This window comes from Spiroplasma endosymbiont of Acasis viretata, from assembly GCF_964031275.1.
GTDB lineage: Bacteria > Bacillota_I > Bacilli_A > Mycoplasmatales > VBWQ01 > Spiroplasma_E > Spiroplasma_E ixodetis_A.
On record NZ_OZ035019.1, the window covers coordinates 1,426,910 to 1,445,638 of the forward strand.

23 protein-coding genes are annotated in these 18,729 nt (G+C 23.9%); 9 read left to right on the forward strand and 14 right to left on the reverse strand.

Going from position 1 to position 18,729, the window contains the following annotated elements; all coding sequences use genetic code 4:
- Positions 1-25: 25 nt before the first annotated feature.
- Complete coding sequence (locus AAHM96_RS08645; RefSeq protein WP_342272745.1) at positions 26-418, forward strand: transposase family protein; 393 nt, start codon at positions 26-28, stop codon at positions 416-418.
- Positions 419-420: 2 nt separating this feature from the next.
- A complete protein-coding gene (locus AAHM96_RS08650; RefSeq protein ID WP_342273670.1) occupies positions 421-843 on the forward strand; it encodes a transposase family protein in 423 nt (140 codons plus the stop codon).
- On the opposite strand, the gene AAHM96_RS08000 is transcribed toward AAHM96_RS08650, so the two are convergent.
- Positions 835-1,092, reverse strand: coding sequence for a BlaI/MecI/CopY family transcriptional regulator (locus AAHM96_RS08000; protein WP_342273179.1), 258 nt, complete (start codon positions 1,090-1,092; stop codon positions 835-837). The two genes, AAHM96_RS08650 and AAHM96_RS08000, sit on opposite strands and share 9 nt — an antisense overlap.
- A gap of 259 nt (positions 1,093-1,351) precedes the next feature.
- On the reverse strand, positions 1,352-2,203 hold the full coding sequence (locus tag AAHM96_RS08005; RefSeq protein WP_342273180.1) for a type IV secretory system conjugative DNA transfer family protein: 852 nt from the start codon (positions 2,201-2,203) through the stop codon (positions 1,352-1,354).
- Between the two features lie 104 nt (positions 2,204-2,307).
- Here AAHM96_RS08005 and AAHM96_RS08010 point away from each other — a divergent pair, with 104 nt between their 5' ends.
- From AAHM96_RS08010 to AAHM96_RS08020, 3 genes are all read left to right on the forward strand, one after another.
- Positions 2,308-3,285, forward strand: coding sequence for an IS3 family transposase (locus AAHM96_RS08010; RefSeq protein ID WP_342272797.1), 978 nt, complete (start codon positions 2,308-2,310; stop codon positions 3,283-3,285).
- A 117-nt stretch (positions 3,286-3,402) separates the two neighbouring features.
- On the forward strand, positions 3,403-3,711 hold the full coding sequence (locus tag AAHM96_RS08015; RefSeq protein WP_342273181.1) for a DDE-type integrase/transposase/recombinase: 309 nt from the start codon (positions 3,403-3,405) through the stop codon (positions 3,709-3,711).
- Positions 3,712-4,143: 432 nt separating this feature from the next.
- Complete coding sequence (locus AAHM96_RS08020; protein WP_342272751.1) at positions 4,144-4,767, forward strand: DDE-type integrase/transposase/recombinase; 624 nt, start codon at positions 4,144-4,146, stop codon at positions 4,765-4,767.
- Between the two features lie 311 nt (positions 4,768-5,078).
- On the opposite strand, the gene prmC is transcribed toward AAHM96_RS08020, so the two are convergent.
- Genes prmC through AAHM96_RS08060 form a run of 8 tightly spaced genes read right to left on the reverse strand, consistent with a single transcriptional unit; the run spans position 5,079 to position 12,007 of the window.
- On the reverse strand, positions 5,079-5,918 hold the full coding sequence (gene prmC, locus AAHM96_RS08025) for a peptide chain release factor N(5)-glutamine methyltransferase (RefSeq protein ID WP_281749192.1): 840 nt from the start codon (positions 5,916-5,918) through the stop codon (positions 5,079-5,081).
- Between the two features lie 26 nt (positions 5,919-5,944).
- Complete coding sequence (locus AAHM96_RS08030; RefSeq protein ID WP_252320576.1) at positions 5,945-6,346, reverse strand: hypothetical protein; 402 nt, start codon at positions 6,344-6,346, stop codon at positions 5,945-5,947.
- A 45-nt stretch (positions 6,347-6,391) separates the two neighbouring features.
- The gene (locus AAHM96_RS08035) at positions 6,392-6,814 is read right to left on the reverse strand and encodes a transposase family protein (RefSeq protein WP_342273704.1); all 423 of its coding nucleotides are present in this window, start codon (positions 6,812-6,814) and stop codon (positions 6,392-6,394) included.
- A 2-nt stretch (positions 6,815-6,816) separates the two neighbouring features.
- Positions 6,817-7,209, reverse strand: a complete 393-nt coding sequence (locus AAHM96_RS08040) for a transposase family protein (RefSeq protein WP_342273182.1) — start codon at positions 7,207-7,209, stop codon at positions 6,817-6,819.
- 47 nt (positions 7,210-7,256) lie between these two features.
- Entirely contained in the window at positions 7,257-8,366 is a 1,110-nt protein-coding gene (gene prfA / locus AAHM96_RS08045; protein ID WP_342273183.1) for a peptide chain release factor 1, read from the reverse strand.
- Positions 8,367-8,381: 15 nt separating this feature from the next.
- Positions 8,382-8,972, reverse strand: coding sequence for a thymidine kinase (locus AAHM96_RS08050; RefSeq protein WP_281749194.1), 591 nt, complete (start codon positions 8,970-8,972; stop codon positions 8,382-8,384).
- Between the two features lie 24 nt (positions 8,973-8,996).
- On the reverse strand, positions 8,997-10,022 hold the full coding sequence (locus tag AAHM96_RS08055; RefSeq protein ID WP_342273184.1) for a bifunctional oligoribonuclease/PAP phosphatase NrnA: 1,026 nt from the start codon (positions 10,020-10,022) through the stop codon (positions 8,997-8,999).
- A 14-nt stretch (positions 10,023-10,036) separates the two neighbouring features.
- Positions 10,037-12,007, reverse strand: a complete 1,971-nt coding sequence (locus AAHM96_RS08060) for a hypothetical protein (RefSeq protein ID WP_342273185.1) — start codon at positions 12,005-12,007, stop codon at positions 10,037-10,039.
- A 205-nt stretch (positions 12,008-12,212) separates the two neighbouring features.
- Here AAHM96_RS08060 and AAHM96_RS08065 point away from each other — a divergent pair, with 205 nt between their 5' ends.
- The gene (locus tag AAHM96_RS08065) at positions 12,213-12,605 is read left to right on the forward strand and encodes a transposase family protein (RefSeq protein ID WP_342272745.1); all 393 of its coding nucleotides are present in this window, start codon (positions 12,213-12,215) and stop codon (positions 12,603-12,605) included.
- Between the two features lie 2 nt (positions 12,606-12,607).
- A complete protein-coding gene (locus tag AAHM96_RS08070; RefSeq protein WP_342273749.1) occupies positions 12,608-13,030 on the forward strand; it encodes a transposase family protein in 423 nt (140 codons plus the stop codon).
- Positions 13,031-13,089: 59 nt separating this feature from the next.
- Here AAHM96_RS08070 and rpmE read toward each other — a convergent pair whose 3' ends face one another.
- From rpmE to AAHM96_RS08085, 3 genes are all read right to left on the reverse strand, one after another.
- A complete protein-coding gene (rpmE, locus tag AAHM96_RS08655) occupies positions 13,090-13,419 on the reverse strand; it encodes a 50S ribosomal protein L31 (protein ID WP_422397324.1) in 330 nt (109 codons plus the stop codon).
- 783 nt (positions 13,420-14,202) lie between these two features.
- On the reverse strand, positions 14,203-14,553 hold the full coding sequence (locus AAHM96_RS08080) for a hypothetical protein (protein WP_338975727.1): 351 nt from the start codon (positions 14,551-14,553) through the stop codon (positions 14,203-14,205).
- Positions 14,525-14,848, reverse strand: a complete 324-nt coding sequence (locus AAHM96_RS08085) for a hypothetical protein (RefSeq protein WP_342273186.1) — start codon at positions 14,846-14,848, stop codon at positions 14,525-14,527. The genes AAHM96_RS08080 and AAHM96_RS08085 overlap by 29 nt, the downstream gene beginning before the upstream one ends.
- Positions 14,849-14,952: 104 nt before the next feature.
- Here AAHM96_RS08085 and AAHM96_RS08090 point away from each other — a divergent pair, with 104 nt between their 5' ends.
- Both AAHM96_RS08090 and AAHM96_RS08095 read left to right on the forward strand, forming a co-directional pair.
- On the forward strand, positions 14,953-15,930 hold the full coding sequence (locus tag AAHM96_RS08090) for an IS3 family transposase (protein WP_342272797.1): 978 nt from the start codon (positions 14,953-14,955) through the stop codon (positions 15,928-15,930).
- Positions 15,931-16,251: 321 nt separating this feature from the next.
- The gene (locus tag AAHM96_RS08095; RefSeq protein ID WP_342272751.1) at positions 16,252-16,875 is read left to right on the forward strand and encodes a DDE-type integrase/transposase/recombinase; all 624 of its coding nucleotides are present in this window, start codon (positions 16,252-16,254) and stop codon (positions 16,873-16,875) included.
- A 513-nt stretch (positions 16,876-17,388) separates the two neighbouring features.
- Here the strand turns inward: AAHM96_RS08095 and dnaB are convergent.
- On the reverse strand, positions 17,389-18,729 hold the full coding sequence (gene dnaB, locus AAHM96_RS08100; RefSeq protein ID WP_338974284.1) for a replicative DNA helicase: 1,341 nt from the start codon (positions 18,727-18,729) through the stop codon (positions 17,389-17,391).

Consider the following 18,729-nt stretch of genomic DNA (forward strand, 5'->3'; position numbering starts at 1 on the left):
ATTAATATCAAAGGTGATAATTATTATGTTAAAAAAATACAAAGATGAACAAGAATTTTATAGTTTAGTGGGAATAAAACTACAAACATTTCAAAAAATGGTTGAAATTTTAAAAAAAGCTGAAGCAATTAAAAAAGCAGTTGGTGGTAAACCTAATAAATTATCAATAGAAAATCGTTTATTAATGACATTAGAATACTGAAAAGAGTATAGTAGTTATAGAGTTATTGCAAAAAGATATAATATTAGTCATACTAGCTGCATTCGTAATATTTTTTGAATTGAAAATACTTTAATAAAAAGTGGAATTTTTAATTTATCTGGCAAAAAAGATTTAATCAAAAATAAAGGAATCAATAATACTTTACTAGCTATTGATGCTACTGAAACTCCAATTGAAAGAATTAAAAAAAACTAAAATTACTTTTTTCGGGTAAAAACAAACATCATACTCTTAAATCGCAAATAATTATTGATATTTTAAATGGAAAAATTATTTCAACCGCTTTTTGTTTTGGAAGCATTCATGATTTTAAATTACTTTTAAAATCTAAAACTTTTATTCATCCAGAAAAACAAGTTTTTGTTGATTCAGGTTATCAAGGAATACAAAATATTCATAAAAATACATTTTTGCCATTTAAAAAAAGTAAATACAATAAATTAATACCAATTCAAAAAGAATACAATAAAACTTTAAGCAAAATTAGAATTAAAATTGAACACGTATTTGCTAAACTAAAACGTTTTAAAATTTTAACTTTAAAATATCGCAATAAAATACGAAGATTTGCATTAAGATTTAATTTAATAGCAGAAATATATAATTTTGAATTACCTTAGTTTTGCACCAAGTCTATTGTAATTAATTCTTATATTTTTACTTTTTTTTCCAAGTTTTCTATTTCCTAGACTTGATAGTGTGTAGATGTTTTTTTTGGTTAGTTGGTCTACACGAATTAATTTTTTATTATTTAATATTCTAATTAGTGTATCTACGGTTGCATTATTTTTATTTAATAATAGTGCAATTTGTTCAGTGTTTAGGTATCCTCATCGATTTATAATTTCAAGAATTTTTATTTGTTCCATTTTGTTTCAACTCCTTAGTGGCTAATGTGATAATGTTTGAATAACGTTTTCTTTCTTTTTGGGAAGCGCTTTCGCGCGGACTTTTTCTTTCTTTTGCAAAAGAAAGAAAAAGTATTTCTCCCCAACCTAAACAGATGACCCCGTTCACTCATAAGTTTACGTTGGGGGAGCGGGGTCATCTGTGGTAAATTAATGAAATTGCTTTATAAGTTGGGGAGAAATAACTATATAAAGTTCAAATTCATTCTTTAACTTTTCTTTAATCTTTTTCAATGATAATTTTGTCGATAAAATGGATTGAATTTTCTAAAATTATCTTGCAGTATGCTTGTCCAATTTTTAATTTTTTTAAATCATTTGGATGAACAATATATTCTTCAACTTCACGAATAGAACCTTTTGAACTTTTCTTATTTTTGGTATCATATTGCTTAGTAATTTTTTGAGAAGTTTTAGTTCCAAAGACTTTGGCAAGGTATTCAGCACTATTTGGGTCTTTAACATTATGAGCAATAATGTTAGCTGTGTTTCCAAAAATAGTGTCTGTTAAATCTTTATTATCAGTTTTCAAATCATTAATGGTTTGAAAGCATAAAAAGCATTGATAGTTAAAACTTCTAGTTTTATTAATTAAATTGATAATGCTATCGCTTGCAAAAACATTAAATTCATCAAGAATAATATTAATTTGTTGTTCTCTTGGTTTTATAGAAGCAAACTCTTTTAAATCTTGAATTAGTAATTTACCAATGTTGCTAGCTAATTGAGGATAGTCTAATGAATTTAAAGAAAATAAAATAACTTTATGATTTTTAACGATTGAAGAAAAATCATTTTTTAAACCAATACTTTGATTTAATTGTTCGTTATAAACATTTAATCTATTTTCTAAACCTTGGATATCATCATTTTTAAATGTGGTTAAATAATCATAATTTTGATCATTACTATCAATTAAGTTTATTAAATTTTCTTTTGAAAAATATTTAATAATGTTTGATAAAGTCATTTCAATTTTGTTGCTTACCAAAGTTTCTAAAAGAATTAATAAATAACTATGTGCAATTGCTTGATAGTGTGGTTCAGTGAAATCAAATAAGCCACTTGCCACTTAGCCCTTTTTACTAGACCATTAATTTAAAAAACCTGAATGTATTCTAAAAACAATTGTGTTATATAATTAACACTAATTTTAACCTGAAAGGATTTTTATTAATGGATAAAATTAAACAAATAGCATTAGTAATTAACAAATTAAATATCAAAGAAAAAATTAAAATTATTGATGATTGTAAAAATCAATATTCAATTAGAAACCTATGTCAATATCTTCAATTAAACAGATCAACATATTACTTTTTAAAAAATAAACAAAAACCTATTAAAAAAGAAGAAAATCATATTATTAAATGCAATCATAAATATCAAAAAATATGCCAACTTTTAATCGAATTTCATTCTACAAGAAAAGGCAGAATTTATGGATATTTAAGAATTTTTTCAGCTTTTAAAGAGTGATTAAAACAAGAAAAAAATATCATTTTAAATATAGAATTATCAATAAAACAAATGCGAAAAATTATGAAAGAACACAATATTCAAGGATTAAAACAAACTAAAAATAACTATCCTAAAAACAAAAAAAATCCAAATAAGTGAATACCTACAATGGATAAAGTAAACAAAGATTATAAAAGTACAACCTCTTCAAATCAAATTTGATCAATGGACACTAAACAAATAAATACTAAAGAAGGATGATTATATCTTTTTGTAATTATTGATTTTTATTCAAATAATGTTGTTAGTTATAATATTGCTCCTAATAAATCATATCAGGATTTAATTCTTCCTGCTCTTGAAAAAATCAACAAACAATTTTCTTGAAATCAAATAAAAAATGTTATTTTACATTCAGATAACGCCAACGAATTTTATTGTCAAGATATCACAAAATGAGCAGAGGATAAACAAATAATTTTAAGCAAAAAACAACCTTATGATATTGGTGGTAATGTATTATCTGAAAACTGATTTTCTCATTTATCTCAAGAATGACTACCTAAAGGATCAAATCAATATTTATCCATCAATGAAGCTATAAATGATGTAAATCAATATGTTATGTTTTATAATTATGAAAGAATACATTCTAAATTTCTAAAACCACCAATTTTACAAATTAAAATTTAGAATTTTATATCAAAAATGGTCCAGTAATTAAGGGCCAACCACCTTTTTTCAGCTTTTAAAGAGTGATTAAAACAAGAAAAAAATATCATTTTAAATATAGAATTATCAATAAAACAAATGCGAAAAATTATGAAAGAACACAATATTCAAGGATTAAAACAAACTAAAAATAACTATCCTAAAAACAAAAAAAATCCAAATAAGTGAATACCTACAATGGATAAAGTAAACAAAGATTATAAAAGTACAACCTCTTCAAATCAAATTTGATCAATGGACACTAAACAAATAAATACTAAAGAAGGATGATTATATCTTTTTGTAATTATTGATTTTTATTCAAATAATGTTGTTAGTTATAATATTGCTCCTAATAAATCATATCAGGATTTAATTCTTCCTGCTCTTGAAAAAATCAACAAATAATTTTCTTGAAATCAAATAAAAAATGTTATTTTACATTCAGATAACGCCAACGAATTTTATTGTCAAGATATCACAAAATGAGCAGAGGATAAACAAATAATTTTAAGCAAAAAACAACCTTATGATATTGGTGGTAATGTATTATCTGAAAACTGATTTTCTCATTTATCTCAAGAATGACTACCTAAAGGATCAAATCAATATTTATCCATCAATGAAGCTATAAATGATGTAAATCAATATGTTATGTTTTATAATTATGAAAGAATACATTCTAAATTTCTAAAACCACCAATTTTACAAATTAAAATTTAGAATTTTATATCAAAAATGGTCCAGTAATTAAGGGCCAACCACCTTTTTTCAGCTTTTAAAGAGTGATTAAAACAAGAAAAAAATATCATTTTAAATATAGAATTATCAATAAAACAAATGCGAAAAATTATGAAAGAACACAATATTCAAGGATTAAAACAAACTAAAAATAACTATCCTAAAAACAAAAAAAATCCAAATAAGTGAATACCTACAATGGATAAAGTAAACAAAGATTATAAAAGTACAACCTCTTCAAATCAAATTTGATCAATGGACACTAAACAAATAAATACTAAAGAAGGATGATTATATCTTTTTGTAATTATTGATTTTTATTCAAATAATGTTGTTAGTTATAATATTGCTCCTAATAAATCATATCAGGATTTAATTCTTCCTGCTCTTGAAAAAATCAACAAACAATTTTCTTGAAATCAAATAAAAAATGTTATTTTACATTCAGATAACGCCAACGAATTTTATTGTCAAGATATCACAAAATGAGCAGAGGATAAACAAATAATTTTAAGCAAAAAACAACCTTATGATATTGGTGGTAATGTATTATCTGAAAACTGATTTTCTCATTTATCTCAAGAATGACTACCTAAAGGATCAAATCAATATTTATCCATCAATGAAGCTATAAATGATGTAAATCAATATGTTATGTTTTATAATTATGAAAGAATACATTCTAAATTTCTAAAACCACCAATTTTACAAATTAAAATTTAGAATTTTATATCAAAAATGGTCCAGTAATTAAGGGCCAACCACCATATTGCAATTACTAATTTTTATTAACATTGTATTAATAAAAGTAATATTTCTTTGTAAAGTTCGAAATGTAACATTAAATTTTTGCATTAGAAATGCTATATTAACCGAACAAGAATACTGAAAATATTTTAATATTTCAATGATACGCCACATTAAAACTGCCCCCGTTATCCTAATTGAAAGATTAAATGAGATTTTCCTTTTCAAAAAATAAAATAGTCACCTTTTGAGTGACAAAATTATTGTTCTTAAATTGTTTTTATATGTTATAATGTTTGCCAAATAAATAGCATTCTTCATTTATTATTAATATCTTTAATAAATTTGTAATTATATTGTGGTAAATACTTTTTAATAAGAATAGTTAGTGCTTCTTTTTGATCAAAACCAAATTCAAATGCTAATAAAAAAGATTTTTCTAAAACTGCATGACATTGTTGAAAAATTACTTCATAAAAATATAATCCTTTATGATCAGCAAATAAAGCTAATTTTGGTTCATATTGTAAATTATGTTTTGAAAAAGTATTCGCTGTCTCATCAATATATGGCGGATTTGAAATAATAATATTAAATTTATGATTTTTAAGATTTGTAAATATATCGCTTTCAACAAAATTAATATTTTTTAGGTTAAAATTATCATTATTAATCTTAGCAATAGTTAATGCATCTTTGCTAATATCACTTGCTACTATATTTCAATTAGGTTTCTTTAACGCTAAACTAATAGCAATAGCACCACTACCTGTTCCTAAATCTAATACTTTTAAATTATCATTATTAAAAATGTTTTGTGCATAGACAAAAACATTTTTAACTAGTTCTTCAGTTTCATTACGAGGAATTAATACTCTATTATCAACAACAAACTTATGATCAAGAAATCATTGATAACCAATAATATATTGTAAAGGATAGCCAGCAACAAATTTTTTAACTAGTTGTAAATATGATTCTAAAAAATCTATTGCTATTGTTTGACTAAGATTTGCATATAATCAAGATAAATCTTTATTAATAAACTTTAATAAAATTATCTTATTAATTTGTTCATTTTTTTTATTAATTTTTTTTGCTAATAAAAGATAATCTCTATAAGTCATTAATTTATACTCCAAAAATAAATATTTTATTGAAAATTAACAGATGAATTATTATTTCTTGAAGTTTTTTTTATTAAATTATTAACAACGAGAATTAAAACAATAATACTAAAAATAAATAAAAAACTAATTGTTAATAAACAAATAATTGGAAAAAGAATAATGTAACTACAAATACTAATAATAAAACCAAAATTATTAATATTGTTACCATTAATATTTCGTAAAAATTCTAAATTTTTTCATAATAAATAATGAAAAATTAAACTAGATGCACTAGCAAATCATAATGTTAAAACTAAAAATAAAATGTGAATAATACCACTACTAAAAGTTAATGTAATAAATGTTCCTAATGTCGCATATAAAAAAATAACTGATATTAAAAACAAAATTTTTGTTCTAGAGTCTAAAATCTTAAAATCCATAATAATTTCTTCCTTCTTTACTTTAATACTAGACTTGGTGCAAAACTAAGGTAATTCAAAATTATATATTCCTGCTATTAAATTAAATCTTAATGCAAATCTTCGTATTTTATTGCGATATTTTAAAGTTAAAATTTTAAAACGTTTTAGTTTAGCAAATACGTGTTCAATTTTAATTCTAATTTTGCTTAAAGTTTTATTGTATTCTTTTTGAATTGGTATTAATTTATTGTATTTACTTTTTTTAAATGGCAAAAATGTATTTTTATGAATATTTTGTATTCCTTGATAACCTGAATCAACAAAAACTTGTTTTTCTAGATGAATAAAAGTTTTAGATTTTAAAAGTAATTTAAAATCATGAATGCTTCCAAAACAAAAAGCGGTTGAAATAATTTTTCCATTTAAAATATCAATAATTATTTGCGATTTAAGAGTATGATGTTTGTTTTTACCCGAAAAAAGTAATTTTAGTTTTTTTTAATTCTTTCAATTGGAGTTTCAGTAGTATCAATAGCTAGTAAATTATTATTGATTCCTTTATTTTTGATTAAATCTTTTTTGCCAGATAAATTAAAAATTCCACTTTTTATTAAAGTATTTTCAATTCAAAAAATATTACGAATGCAGCTAGTATGACTAATATTATATCTTTTTGCAATAACTCTATAACTACTATACTCTTTTCAGTATTCTAATGTCATTAATAAACGATTTTCTATTGATAATTTATTAGGTTTACCACCAACTGCTTTTTTAATTGCTTCAGCTTTTTTTAAAATTTCAACCATTTTTTGAAATGTTTGTAGTTTTATTCCCACTAAACTATAAAATTCTTGTTCATCTTTGTATTTTTTTAACATAATAATTATCACCTTTGATATTAATAATAACCGTTAAATTATTAAAATTAAAGGTTTTGCACCAAGTCTACTGTAATATTTTCATCAATATTTTCTAATTTTTCTTTTTGTTCACTACTAATTAAAGCAATAATAATTTCATCAATATTACCTTCCATAATACGATCTAACTTTAATAAAGATAATCCAATCCGATGATCGGTTACTCTATTTTGTGGATAATTGTATGTTCTAATTTTTTCTGAACGATCACCGCTACCAACAGCTGTTTTTCTTAAATTACCAATTCTTCCCTGTTCTTCTTCAACTTTTTTTTCATAAAGTTTAGCTCTTAATACCCGCATTGCTTTATCTTTATTATCATGTTGACTTCGTCCGTCCTGTGAAGTTACAACAACACCCGTTGGAATATGAGTAATTCTAATTGCTGAATCGGTAGTATTAACATGTTGACCACCAGCACCACTAGAACGATAAGTATCAATTCTTAAATCAGAATTATTTATTTTAATTTCAACTTCATTAACTTCTGGCAATACAGCAACCGTTGCAATTGAAGTATGAACTCGTCCTTGTGATTCGGTTTTTGGAACTCTCTGAACACGATGTCCACCAGCTTCAAACTTTAATTTAGCAAATACATGTTTACCTTTAACCATAAAAGCAATATAACTAAATCCACCATTTATTGCTTCCTTTGCCTCAATAGTTTCAATTTTTCATCGTTGAATTTCACAATACTTACTATACATACGATATAAATCACCAGCAAAAATATTTGCTTCATCACCACCAACAGCTCCTCTGATTTCAATAATAACATTTTTATCATCATTTATATCTTTAGGAATTAGTGTTAGTTTTAATTCATTTTCTGCTTTTTCTAATTCTATTTCATTTCCTTTAATATCTATTTTAAGCATTTCACAAAGTTCTTGATCCTGTTCGGTTGCTAATGCCTTTTTTGCTTCAATAATTTCTTTGTTAATTTTTTCATATTTTCAATATTGTTCAATAATTGGTTCTAATCTACTATGTTCTTTTGTTAATTGAGTGTATTTATCACGAGGAATTAATTCGGGATTTTCTAACTGCTTTTCAATTTCACTATATTTTTTAGTAAGTTGCATTAACTGTTCTAATGTTTTTTCATTCATAATATCACACCTGATTTATCTATTCTGATTATTTGTTAAGACACGATGATGACTACGACATCGAGCTTCATATTGTTCTTGCGCACCAATTAAAATAATTTCATCATCATATCTAGCTTCTCGGCCATTAATAATACGTTGTGTCCTTGTTGCTGCTTTACCACATTTTACACAAACAGCATCTAATTTAGTTACAAATTCTGCTAAGGCTAATAATTCTTTAGTAACAGGAAATGGTTCACCACGAAAATCTTGATCTAAACCCGCAACAATAACTTGCTTATTTTGATTTGCTAATGTTTTAATCACTTCAATAATTGATGGTTTAAAAAATTGTACTTCATCAATTGCAACTGCTTCTATTTCTTTATCTACATGTTTTAATATTTGCATTGGATCATCAATTACTATCGCTGTGATAGATACTCCTTTATGACTTACTACTTTTTTAGCATCATAACGAATATCAACCTTGGGTTTAAAAACTAGCACTTTGCGTTTAGCATACTGTAAACGATTTATACGTCGCATAAACTCTTCGGTTTTTCCAGCAAACATACAACCAGTAATTACTTCAATTCATCCCTCATTATAACGACTATACATTTATATCCAACTCCATCTCTAATTTTAATTGTTTGTTAATTCTGGTGATTTACTAGCAATTTTATCTAAACTATCAATCAATTTTTCAACTTCATTAATATTTTGTAAATATGCACCAGCTGCTGTCTGATGACCACCACCACCAAACTTGGCAATAGTATCATTAATTATTCATCTTGCACTACGAACACTAACTTTGATTTTACTATTCATTTGATCATAAGCAGCAATTAATCAAATTTTAATACCATCAATATTTGACATTACATTAACTTGGCTAGTTAAATCTTCTCTAGTTAAAACAACTTCACCTTTAATATTTAATATTTTATTTTGAGTAATAATTTTTGTTTGTAAGTCAGTAATTATTTTATCGTTAAATATTATATAAGCAACACCATTATCAGTAATTTTAAAATTTGATAATATATATCCTTTCAATCTTGCGATTTTTAAATTCTGAATATATAAACTTTGATATAAGTCTAATAAATTAAAATTTTGTTTAACTAAAAAACTAGCAATCTGAAAAGTTTCTTCATTAACAGAGCGATACAAAAATCTACCAGAATCAGTAACTAAACCAAGAAATAAATTTCTAGCTGCTAAAGCAGAAACTTTTAAATTCAATACTTGTGCTCATTTTGCCACTACTTGGCAAGCAGCAGAAGCCTTTTCTTCAATTAAATCAATATCACCATATTTATCAACAATTGGATGATGATCAATTTTAATTATCTTTTTTCCTTCTTCTCAAAATTCGCCACTAATTCGTTCGCGATTAGCTGTATCAGTGACTATTACTAGTGCATTTTCATAATCTTCTTTTTTAACAAAAGTTGGTTGTGGAAATAATGATGCCATATGTTCATTTGTTTCACCTGGAACAAGTACTTTTTTATTTTCAAAATTATCTTCAATAATTTTTTTTAATCCTCATTGTGAACCCAAAGCATCTCCATCAGGATTAATATGACAATGAATAATAATTGGATTACTAATTTTTATTAATTCATAAATTGCTTGTGCTTCTTTTTTAAACTTATTCATATTATATATCCTTTCTATCATGTACCAATTAATTGCTTTGTTTCATCATCAAAAACAAAAATTGAATTTTTAGTAATACTAATTCAACCAACAGTTCCCACTTCTAAATTATCATTATTATTAGTTAAAACTTCAAATTGTTCTGATTTAGTAGTTTCAACCAATAAATATGCTTTTTTATCATCAACTTTAGTAATATTTTTAATAACACCATTAATAATAATTGAATTTTTTAAAAAAGTAAATCGTGGTTTCTTTGCACTAAACAAAATGGCATTTGATTTAAAAGCAATAGTAGAAGCGGTTTTAGCACCAAACTTACCTAAATTTACATTATAAAAATATAAATTATGAGCATTTCATTCTCCCTTTGCGATATTAATATGCTGTTCATTTATTTCTTTTAATAAATTTAAAGATAATGGTTTATCAGTGATCTCACTAACATTTCCTTGTTGAATAATTATTTCATTTTCAATAACAGTAACATTAGTTGCTAATAAATTAATATCAACTTGATTATTAGTTGTAAAAATAATAATTATTTTCAAAAATTTTTGTAATTTTTTAATTCAATTTGCTAATTGTTCTTTATTATCAACATTTAAAAGTTCAAATGGGTTATGTAAAATTAAAATTTTAGTAGACACAATTAATTGTTGAATGATTTTTATTATTTGTTGCTCTACTATTGTTAATTGTGTTAAACGTAGTGACAATAAATGACTTAGATCTAAATGTTTAAATATCATAACAATATTTTCACTAATTAAATCACGGACATCAATTAACTGTGAATATAAAGTTTGTAATTGTTGTTGATATGTTTCTTTATCTTGTAACTGTGGATTTTTTAAAATTTTATCATGATAGATTTTAATTTCATCTTTAATATTTTTTAAAAGTAAATGCATTTCATCTGGTAAAAGTTGCATTGCCACAAAATCTTGTTTCATATTAAATTTAATTCTTTGTACTTCTGCTAAGTCAATTCACTGGTCTAAAATTTGATCAATTTGACTACGAGTACATTTAATTTGTTGATATGAAACTAAATGATTAAGTTCACTATTAAAATTTTGATTATGATTGTTACAAGTTTTTAATGTAGTTCTAATTTCACTTCTAGTAGTACTAATCTCTCTATTTAAATAATTATTTATTTCTTTAATAACAAAACTAATTTCTCGTAGTTGAAACTCTCATTTTCTTTCTTTTGGTGGATTACATCCACAAAAACATGGTCCCACTAAACTTTCCAAACTAGAAATACGATCTTGCAAAGATTGTAAAAATAATAAGTTATTATTTGCAATAATATTTTTTTCTTCGGCAGTGAATTTTTTAATTAGAATATCTGTTAATTTTTCACTTCCAGCAAAATTAAATTTCTCTTGAGCAAAGTTTTTATGAAAATGATTAATTTGATATTGATATTCTTTAATAAAATTATTACAAGTGCTTTGTGTCTCATTAATAAAATTTTTAATAATATTAATTAATTTTTCTTTAAAATAACCACTGTCTAAATTTAAACCTGTATTTTTTAAGTTTTCAATATCAGTCTTAATTTTTTGATTAATATTACTTATTTCTTGTAAAAAAGGTTTATTAGTAACTGCTGTTCTTGCTAAGTTACGTTGAATACTAAATAATTTATTTCAACTCTGTAAATGCATACTAACATAAGCCATTTTTCGTTCAAAACCAATACTATTATAAGTAACATCAATATCATCAATTAAAATTTTACCCTCCATAATAGCAGAAGAACCTGCTAGAGCATTAATTAATTTTTCAATATTATCTTCATCATTACTAAAAATTGCCAAGCAACTAGGATATTTTCCTTCAAAACTTCAATCTTTTACGGCTTTTTCAACGGATAAATTAATAATACTAAAATTAAAGTTACTAGTTTGCTCAGTATTATATCTAATACCTTTACTTATTACCAATTTATTAAAATCAGATGATTTTTCCATAAAACCATTCCCTACCTTAAAGTTTTTTATTTCATATACTATTAAAATTATATTCTATATTTATTGGGTTGTATACATACAATATTTTAACTTAATTAATGTTAAATATGTCTGTAAATAATTTTATTTTTAGAGTAGACTTGGTGCAAAACCTTTAATTTTAATAATTTAACGGTTATTATTAATATCAAAGGTGATAATTATTATGTTAAAAAAATACAAAGATGAACAAGAATTTTATAGTTTAGTGGGAATAAAACTACAAACATTTCAAAAAATGGTTGAAATTTTAAAAAAAGCTGAAGCAATTAAAAAAGCAGTTGGTGGTAAACCTAATAAATTATCAATAGAAAATCGTTTATTAATGACATTAGAATACTGAAAAGAGTATAGTAGTTATAGAGTTATTGCAAAAAGATATAATATTAGTCATACTAGCTGCATTCGTAATATTTTTTGAATTGAAAATACTTTAATAAAAAGTGGAATTTTTAATTTATCTGGCAAAAAAGATTTAATCAAAAATAAAGGAATCAATAATACTTTACTAGCTATTGATGCTACTGAAACTCCAATTGAAAGAATTAAAAAAAACTAAAATTACTTTTTTCGGGTAAAAACAAACATCATACTCTTAAATCGCAAATAATTATTGATATTTTAAATGGAAAAATTATTTCAACCGCTTTTTGTTTTGGAAGCATTCATGATTTTAAATTACTTTTAAAATCTAAAACTTTTATTCATCCAGAAAAACAAGTTTTTGTTGATTCAGGTTATCAAGGAATACAAAATATTCATAAAAATACATTTTTGCCATTTAAAAAAAGTAAATACAATAAATTAATACCAATTCAAAAAGAATACAATAAAAATTTAAGCAAAATTATAATTAAAATTAAACACTTATTTGCTAAACTAAAACGTTTTAAAATTTTAACTTTAAAATATCCCAATAAAATACGAAGATTTGCATTAAGATTTAATTTAATAGCAGGAATATATAATTTTGAATTACCTTAGTTTTGCACCAAGTCTAGTATAAAAAAAGAAACTATGATTAGTTTCTAGTTTAATTAAAATTATTTTTTAACTTGTTTAGTATCAGTTAGTTTTAGAACATCTTTTGCTGTTTCTAATACAATAGTTTTAGTATTTTGTGGTTTTGCTTTGTTTATTTCAACAGTTTTTGTTTTTGTTTCAACTTGTTTACTTGCTTTTGTATTAAAGCGTTCAACTCTTCCTTTTGCTGAAACAAATGATTGTTTTCCAGTATAAAATGGATGACAACTTGAACATGTATCAACACGGATTTCTTTACCCTTAGTTGAACCACTTATAAAATTATTGCTACATGTTATACATGTTACTTTAGTTTGAAAATACTCTGGATGGATGCTTGCTTTTGCCATGGTTTCACCTCACTTATAAAATTACTATTAATAAAAAGTACTTAAAAATAATATCATTAACAATATAAAAAAGCAAATAAATATTAATGATGGATAGAGTTTTTATTTTGGTAGATTATGTTGTAAAAATGTGTTCTAATTCAATTAACTAGATATCATGAATTTTATTTTTTTTAAATTAGACTTGGTGCAAAACCTTTGATATTGATAATAATCATTAAATTATTAAAATTAAATGTTTTGCACCAAGTCTATTATATATTCTATTGAAATCTAAAACTTAAAAATTGTTTTTATATGAATAAAAAAATATTATTTACATAATTGATACATTTTTCAGTTAATTAAATACAATAAAAAATATTTACTTTCAGTAATTAAAGATAAAACTTTAATTTGTAAATGATTAGTACTGCTTTGATATTTTTTAATACCTAATGCTAAATTAGAAAGATAAACATAACGATATTTATATTTATCTCAATGTTTATATCGATTGATGGCTATAAGTTAAAATCACCAAAGATATTATTAATTTTCCTTTTTTTGATTTTGAATGGAATGTTTCTTTATCTTCATATTCAAACTTTAAATCTTCTAATGCTCTTTTAAAAACATCAACTAATTTTTGTGATAAAAAACAATACTAATTTGTTCTTGTATTGATATCAATTTCCTATTCTGCTTTTAAAAATTAATTAATACTACATTAATTTTACTAAGTAAATAAAAAATACCCCACTTAAAAGTTTAACTCTAAGTGGGGAATATGGTGTTACAATTTTAAATTAATAATTCTTTTTTTATTTTTAAAATATCTTCTTTAATTAATTTAATTTCTCTATTAAATATATTTGCAAATGTTAAAACTATTTGATTATTTATATTTTCTTTATCTTCTTTAATTAAAGATAAATTAATTATTTCGCTTTTTTCTAAATCTTTTTCTTCTATATTTCATAAATTATTTGTAACATTTTCAAAAATATTTGATATTTCTTGTTCATTAGCATTAAATAAAGATAAATTAATATCCTCATTTGTAATTAAATTTTTTACAATTAAAATATTTTCTTTATCTTTTAACTCTATTTTATAAAGATAATTATTTTCCATAGTAATTTGATCTGTCATTAAATGCTTCCTCTCCACCTTCTAAAATTTTTTCACAAATATCTGCTCAAATAAAATCAGTTTCTTCATTTTGAATATTATGCATAGTTTCTTTAAATGAATTTCCTAAATATGTCTTATTTTCAGTATTTTGGTTTTTATTTAATTCTCTGTAAATTGTTAAATATGGCAGTGTTCTAACTCCAATATTAGCATTATGTGGAACTATAATAACAGCTTTGCCATCTCTGGCTAATTTATTTATTTTTTGAACGATAATTTCGTTTATAGCCACTTGCCACTTGCCACTTGCCACTTAGCCCTTTTTACTAGACCATTAATTTAAAAAACCTGAATGTATTCTAAAAACAATTGTGTTATATAATTAACACTAATTTTAACCTGAAAGGATTTTTATTAATGGATAAAATTAAACAAATAGCATTAGTAATTAACAAATTAAATATCAAAGAAAAAATTAAAATTATTGATGATTGTAAAAATCAATATTCAATTAGAAACCTATGTCAATATCTTCAATTAAACAGATCAACATATTACTTTTTAAAAAATAAACAAAAACCTATTAAAAAAGAAGAAAATCATATTATTAAATGCAATCATAAATATCAAAAAATATGCCAACTTTTAATCGAATTTCATTCTACAAGAAAAGGCAGAATTTATGGATATTTAAGAATTTTTTCAGCTTTTAAAGAGTGATTAAAACAAGAAAAAAATATCATTTTAAATATAGAATTATCAATAAAACAAATGCGAAAAATTATGAAAGAACACAATATTCAAGGATTAAAACAAACTAAAAATAACTATCCTAAAAACAAAAAAAATCCAAATAAGTGAATACCTACAATGGATAAAGTAAACAAAGATTATAAAAGTACAACCTCTTCAAATCAAATTTGATCAATGGACACTAAACAAATAAATACTAAAGAAGGATGATTATATCTTTTTGTAATTATTGATTTTTATTCAAATAATGTTGTTAGTTATAATATTGCTCCTAATAAATCATATCAGGATTTAATTCTTCCTGCTCTTGAAAAAATCAACAAACAATTTTCTTGAAATCAAATAAAAAATGTTATTTTACATTCAGATAACGCCAACGAATTTTATTGTCAAGATATCACAAAATGAGCAGAGGATAAACAAATAATTTTAAGCAAAAAACAACCTTATGATATTGGTGGTAATGTATTATCTGAAAACTGATTTTCTCATTTATCTCAAGAATGACTACCTAAAGGATCAAATCAATATTTATCCATCAATGAAGCTATAAATGATGTAAATCAATATGTTATGTTTTATAATTATGAAAGAATACATTCTAAATTTCTAAAACCACCAATTTTACAAATTAAAATTTAGAATTTTATATCAAAAATGGTCCAGTAATTAAGGGCCAACCACCGTAAAAATCAATATTCAATTAGAAACCTATGTCAATATCTTCAATTAAACAGATCAACATATTACTTTTTAAAAAATAAACAAAAACCTATTAAAAAAGAAGAAAATCATATTATTAAATGCAATCATAAATATCAAAAAATATGCCAACTTTTAATCGAATTTCATTCTACAAGAAAAGGCAGAATTTATGGATATTTAAGAATTTTTTCAGCTTTTAAAGAGTGATTAAAACAAGAAAAAAATATCATTTTAAATATAGAATTATCAATAAAACAAATGCGAAAAATTATGAAAGAACACAATATTCAAGGATTAAAACAAACTAAAAATAACTATCCTAAAAACAAAAAAAATCCAAATAAGTGAATACCTACAATGGATAAAGTAAACAAAGATTATAAAAGTACAACCTCTTCAAATCAAATTTGATCAATGGACACTAAACAAATAAATACTAAAGAAGGATGATTATATCTTTTTGTAATTATTGATTTTTATTCAAATAATGTTGTTAGTTATAATATTGCTCCTAATAAATCATATCAGGATTTAATTCTTCCTGCTCTTGAAAAAATCAACAAACAATTTTCTTGAAATCAAATAAAAAATGTTATTTTACATTCAGATAACGCCAACGAATTTTATTGTCAAGATATCACAAAATGAGCAGAGGATAAACAAATAATTTTAAGCAAAAAACAACCTTATGATATTGGTGGTAATGTATTATCTGAAAACTGATTTTCTCATTTATCTCAAGAATGACTACCTAAAGGATCAAATCAATATTTATCCATCAATGAAGCTATAAATGATGTAAATCAATATGTTATGTTTTATAATTATGAAAGAATACATTCTAAATTTCTAAAACCACCAATTTTACAAATTAAAATTTAGAATTTTATATCAAAAATGGTCCAGTAATTAAGGGCCAACCACCATATTGCTCCTAATAAATCATATCAGGATTTAATTCTTCCTGCTCTTGAAAAAATCAACAAACAATTTTCTTGAAATCAAGTAAAAAATGTTATTTTACATTCAGATAACGCCAACGAATTTTATTGTCAAGATATCACAAAATGAGCAGAGGATAAACAAATAATTTTAAGCAAAAAACAACCTTATGATATTGGTGGTAATGTATTATCTGAAAACTGATTTTCTCATTTATCTCAAGAATGACTACCTAAAGGATCAAATCAATATTTATCCATCAATGAAGCTATAAATGATGTAAATCAATATGTTATGTTTTATAATTATGAAAGAATACATTCTAAATTTCTAAAACCACCAATTTTACAAATTAAAATTTAGAATTTTATATCAAAAATGGTCCAGTAATTAAGGGCCAACCACCCTTCTTTCAAAAAAACCTAAAATTTAATTTTAGGTTTTTTATTATTTTTATCCTGTATAATTTTCAAACTTACCTCATTTTGGAATAAAAACAGTTACTACTTTTCCTGTCGGGCCGTTTCGATGTTTAGAAATAAGAATTTCAGCAAGATTACTTTCTTGTGAACTTGTTGTTTCTTCGCTATTTTTTTCCTTATAATAATCATCACGATATAAAAACATAATTACATCAGCATCTTGTTCAATAGCCCCTGACTCACGTAAATCAGACATTAAAGGACGTTTTTCTTCACGTCTCTCCACCATTCTTGATAATTGTGATAAACAAACAATTGGTACTCTTAATTCTCTTGCCAAAATTTTTAAACTACGAGAAATATTTGAAACTTCTTGTTGACGTGATTCACTATCTCTACCAGTTAATAACTGTAAATAATCAATAATTACTAACTTAATGCTATTTTCACGACTTAATTTTCTTAATTTAGTTTGCAACTCTAAAACTCTTAAACCAGGTGTATCATCAATAATAATTCTTTTTTGTTTCAATTGCTCAGCAGTAGCACTAATACGATTTCAATCAGCCTGTGTAAATTTAGACTTATTACGTAAACGATTAGCATCAAAATGTCCTTGACAAGAAATCATTCTTGTAATTAATTGATCTTTTGGCATTTCTAATGAAAAAATAACAACAACATCGTTTTTATTATCTTGTTCATTAGCAGCATTTAAAGCAAAATTAAGTGCTAAGGCGGTTTTACCCATTGAAGGTCTAGCTGCTAAAATAATTAAGTCACCTCGTTGAAAACCACTAGTAATCATATCCAAATTGTTAATACCTGAACTTGTACCAGTAATATTAACTGTTGATTTTTGTAGTTGTTCAATTTTAGTTACCACATCATCAATGTGTTCACTAATTGGCAACATCTCTTCATGATTACGTTCACTACTTACTTGTACAATTTGAGCTTCAGCAGCAATTAAAACTTCATTAATTGACTTTTCACTTTGTAACTCTTTACCAATATTTTTTAAAGCATTTTCTAATTGTCGTTTAGTAGTTCTTTCAATCAAAATATCAATGTGTTCTTTTAAATTAGCATCAGTAATATATTGAGCCACTAAAGAAGATAAATATTCAATTCCACCAATTTTATCCAAATTATTTTGCTTAACTAATTCTTCGGCAATAGTTGTTACATCAATACCGGAATTATTTTTATAAAGATTGGTAATTGTTTTAAAAATAATTTGATTAGAATTAATTGTAAAGTCATGTGGTGCCAATAAATTTAATGCACTTTCACATGCTGGTGATGATTGAATCATCGCACTTAAAACATTAACTTCTGCATTATTTATATATTGACCATTGTTAGACAT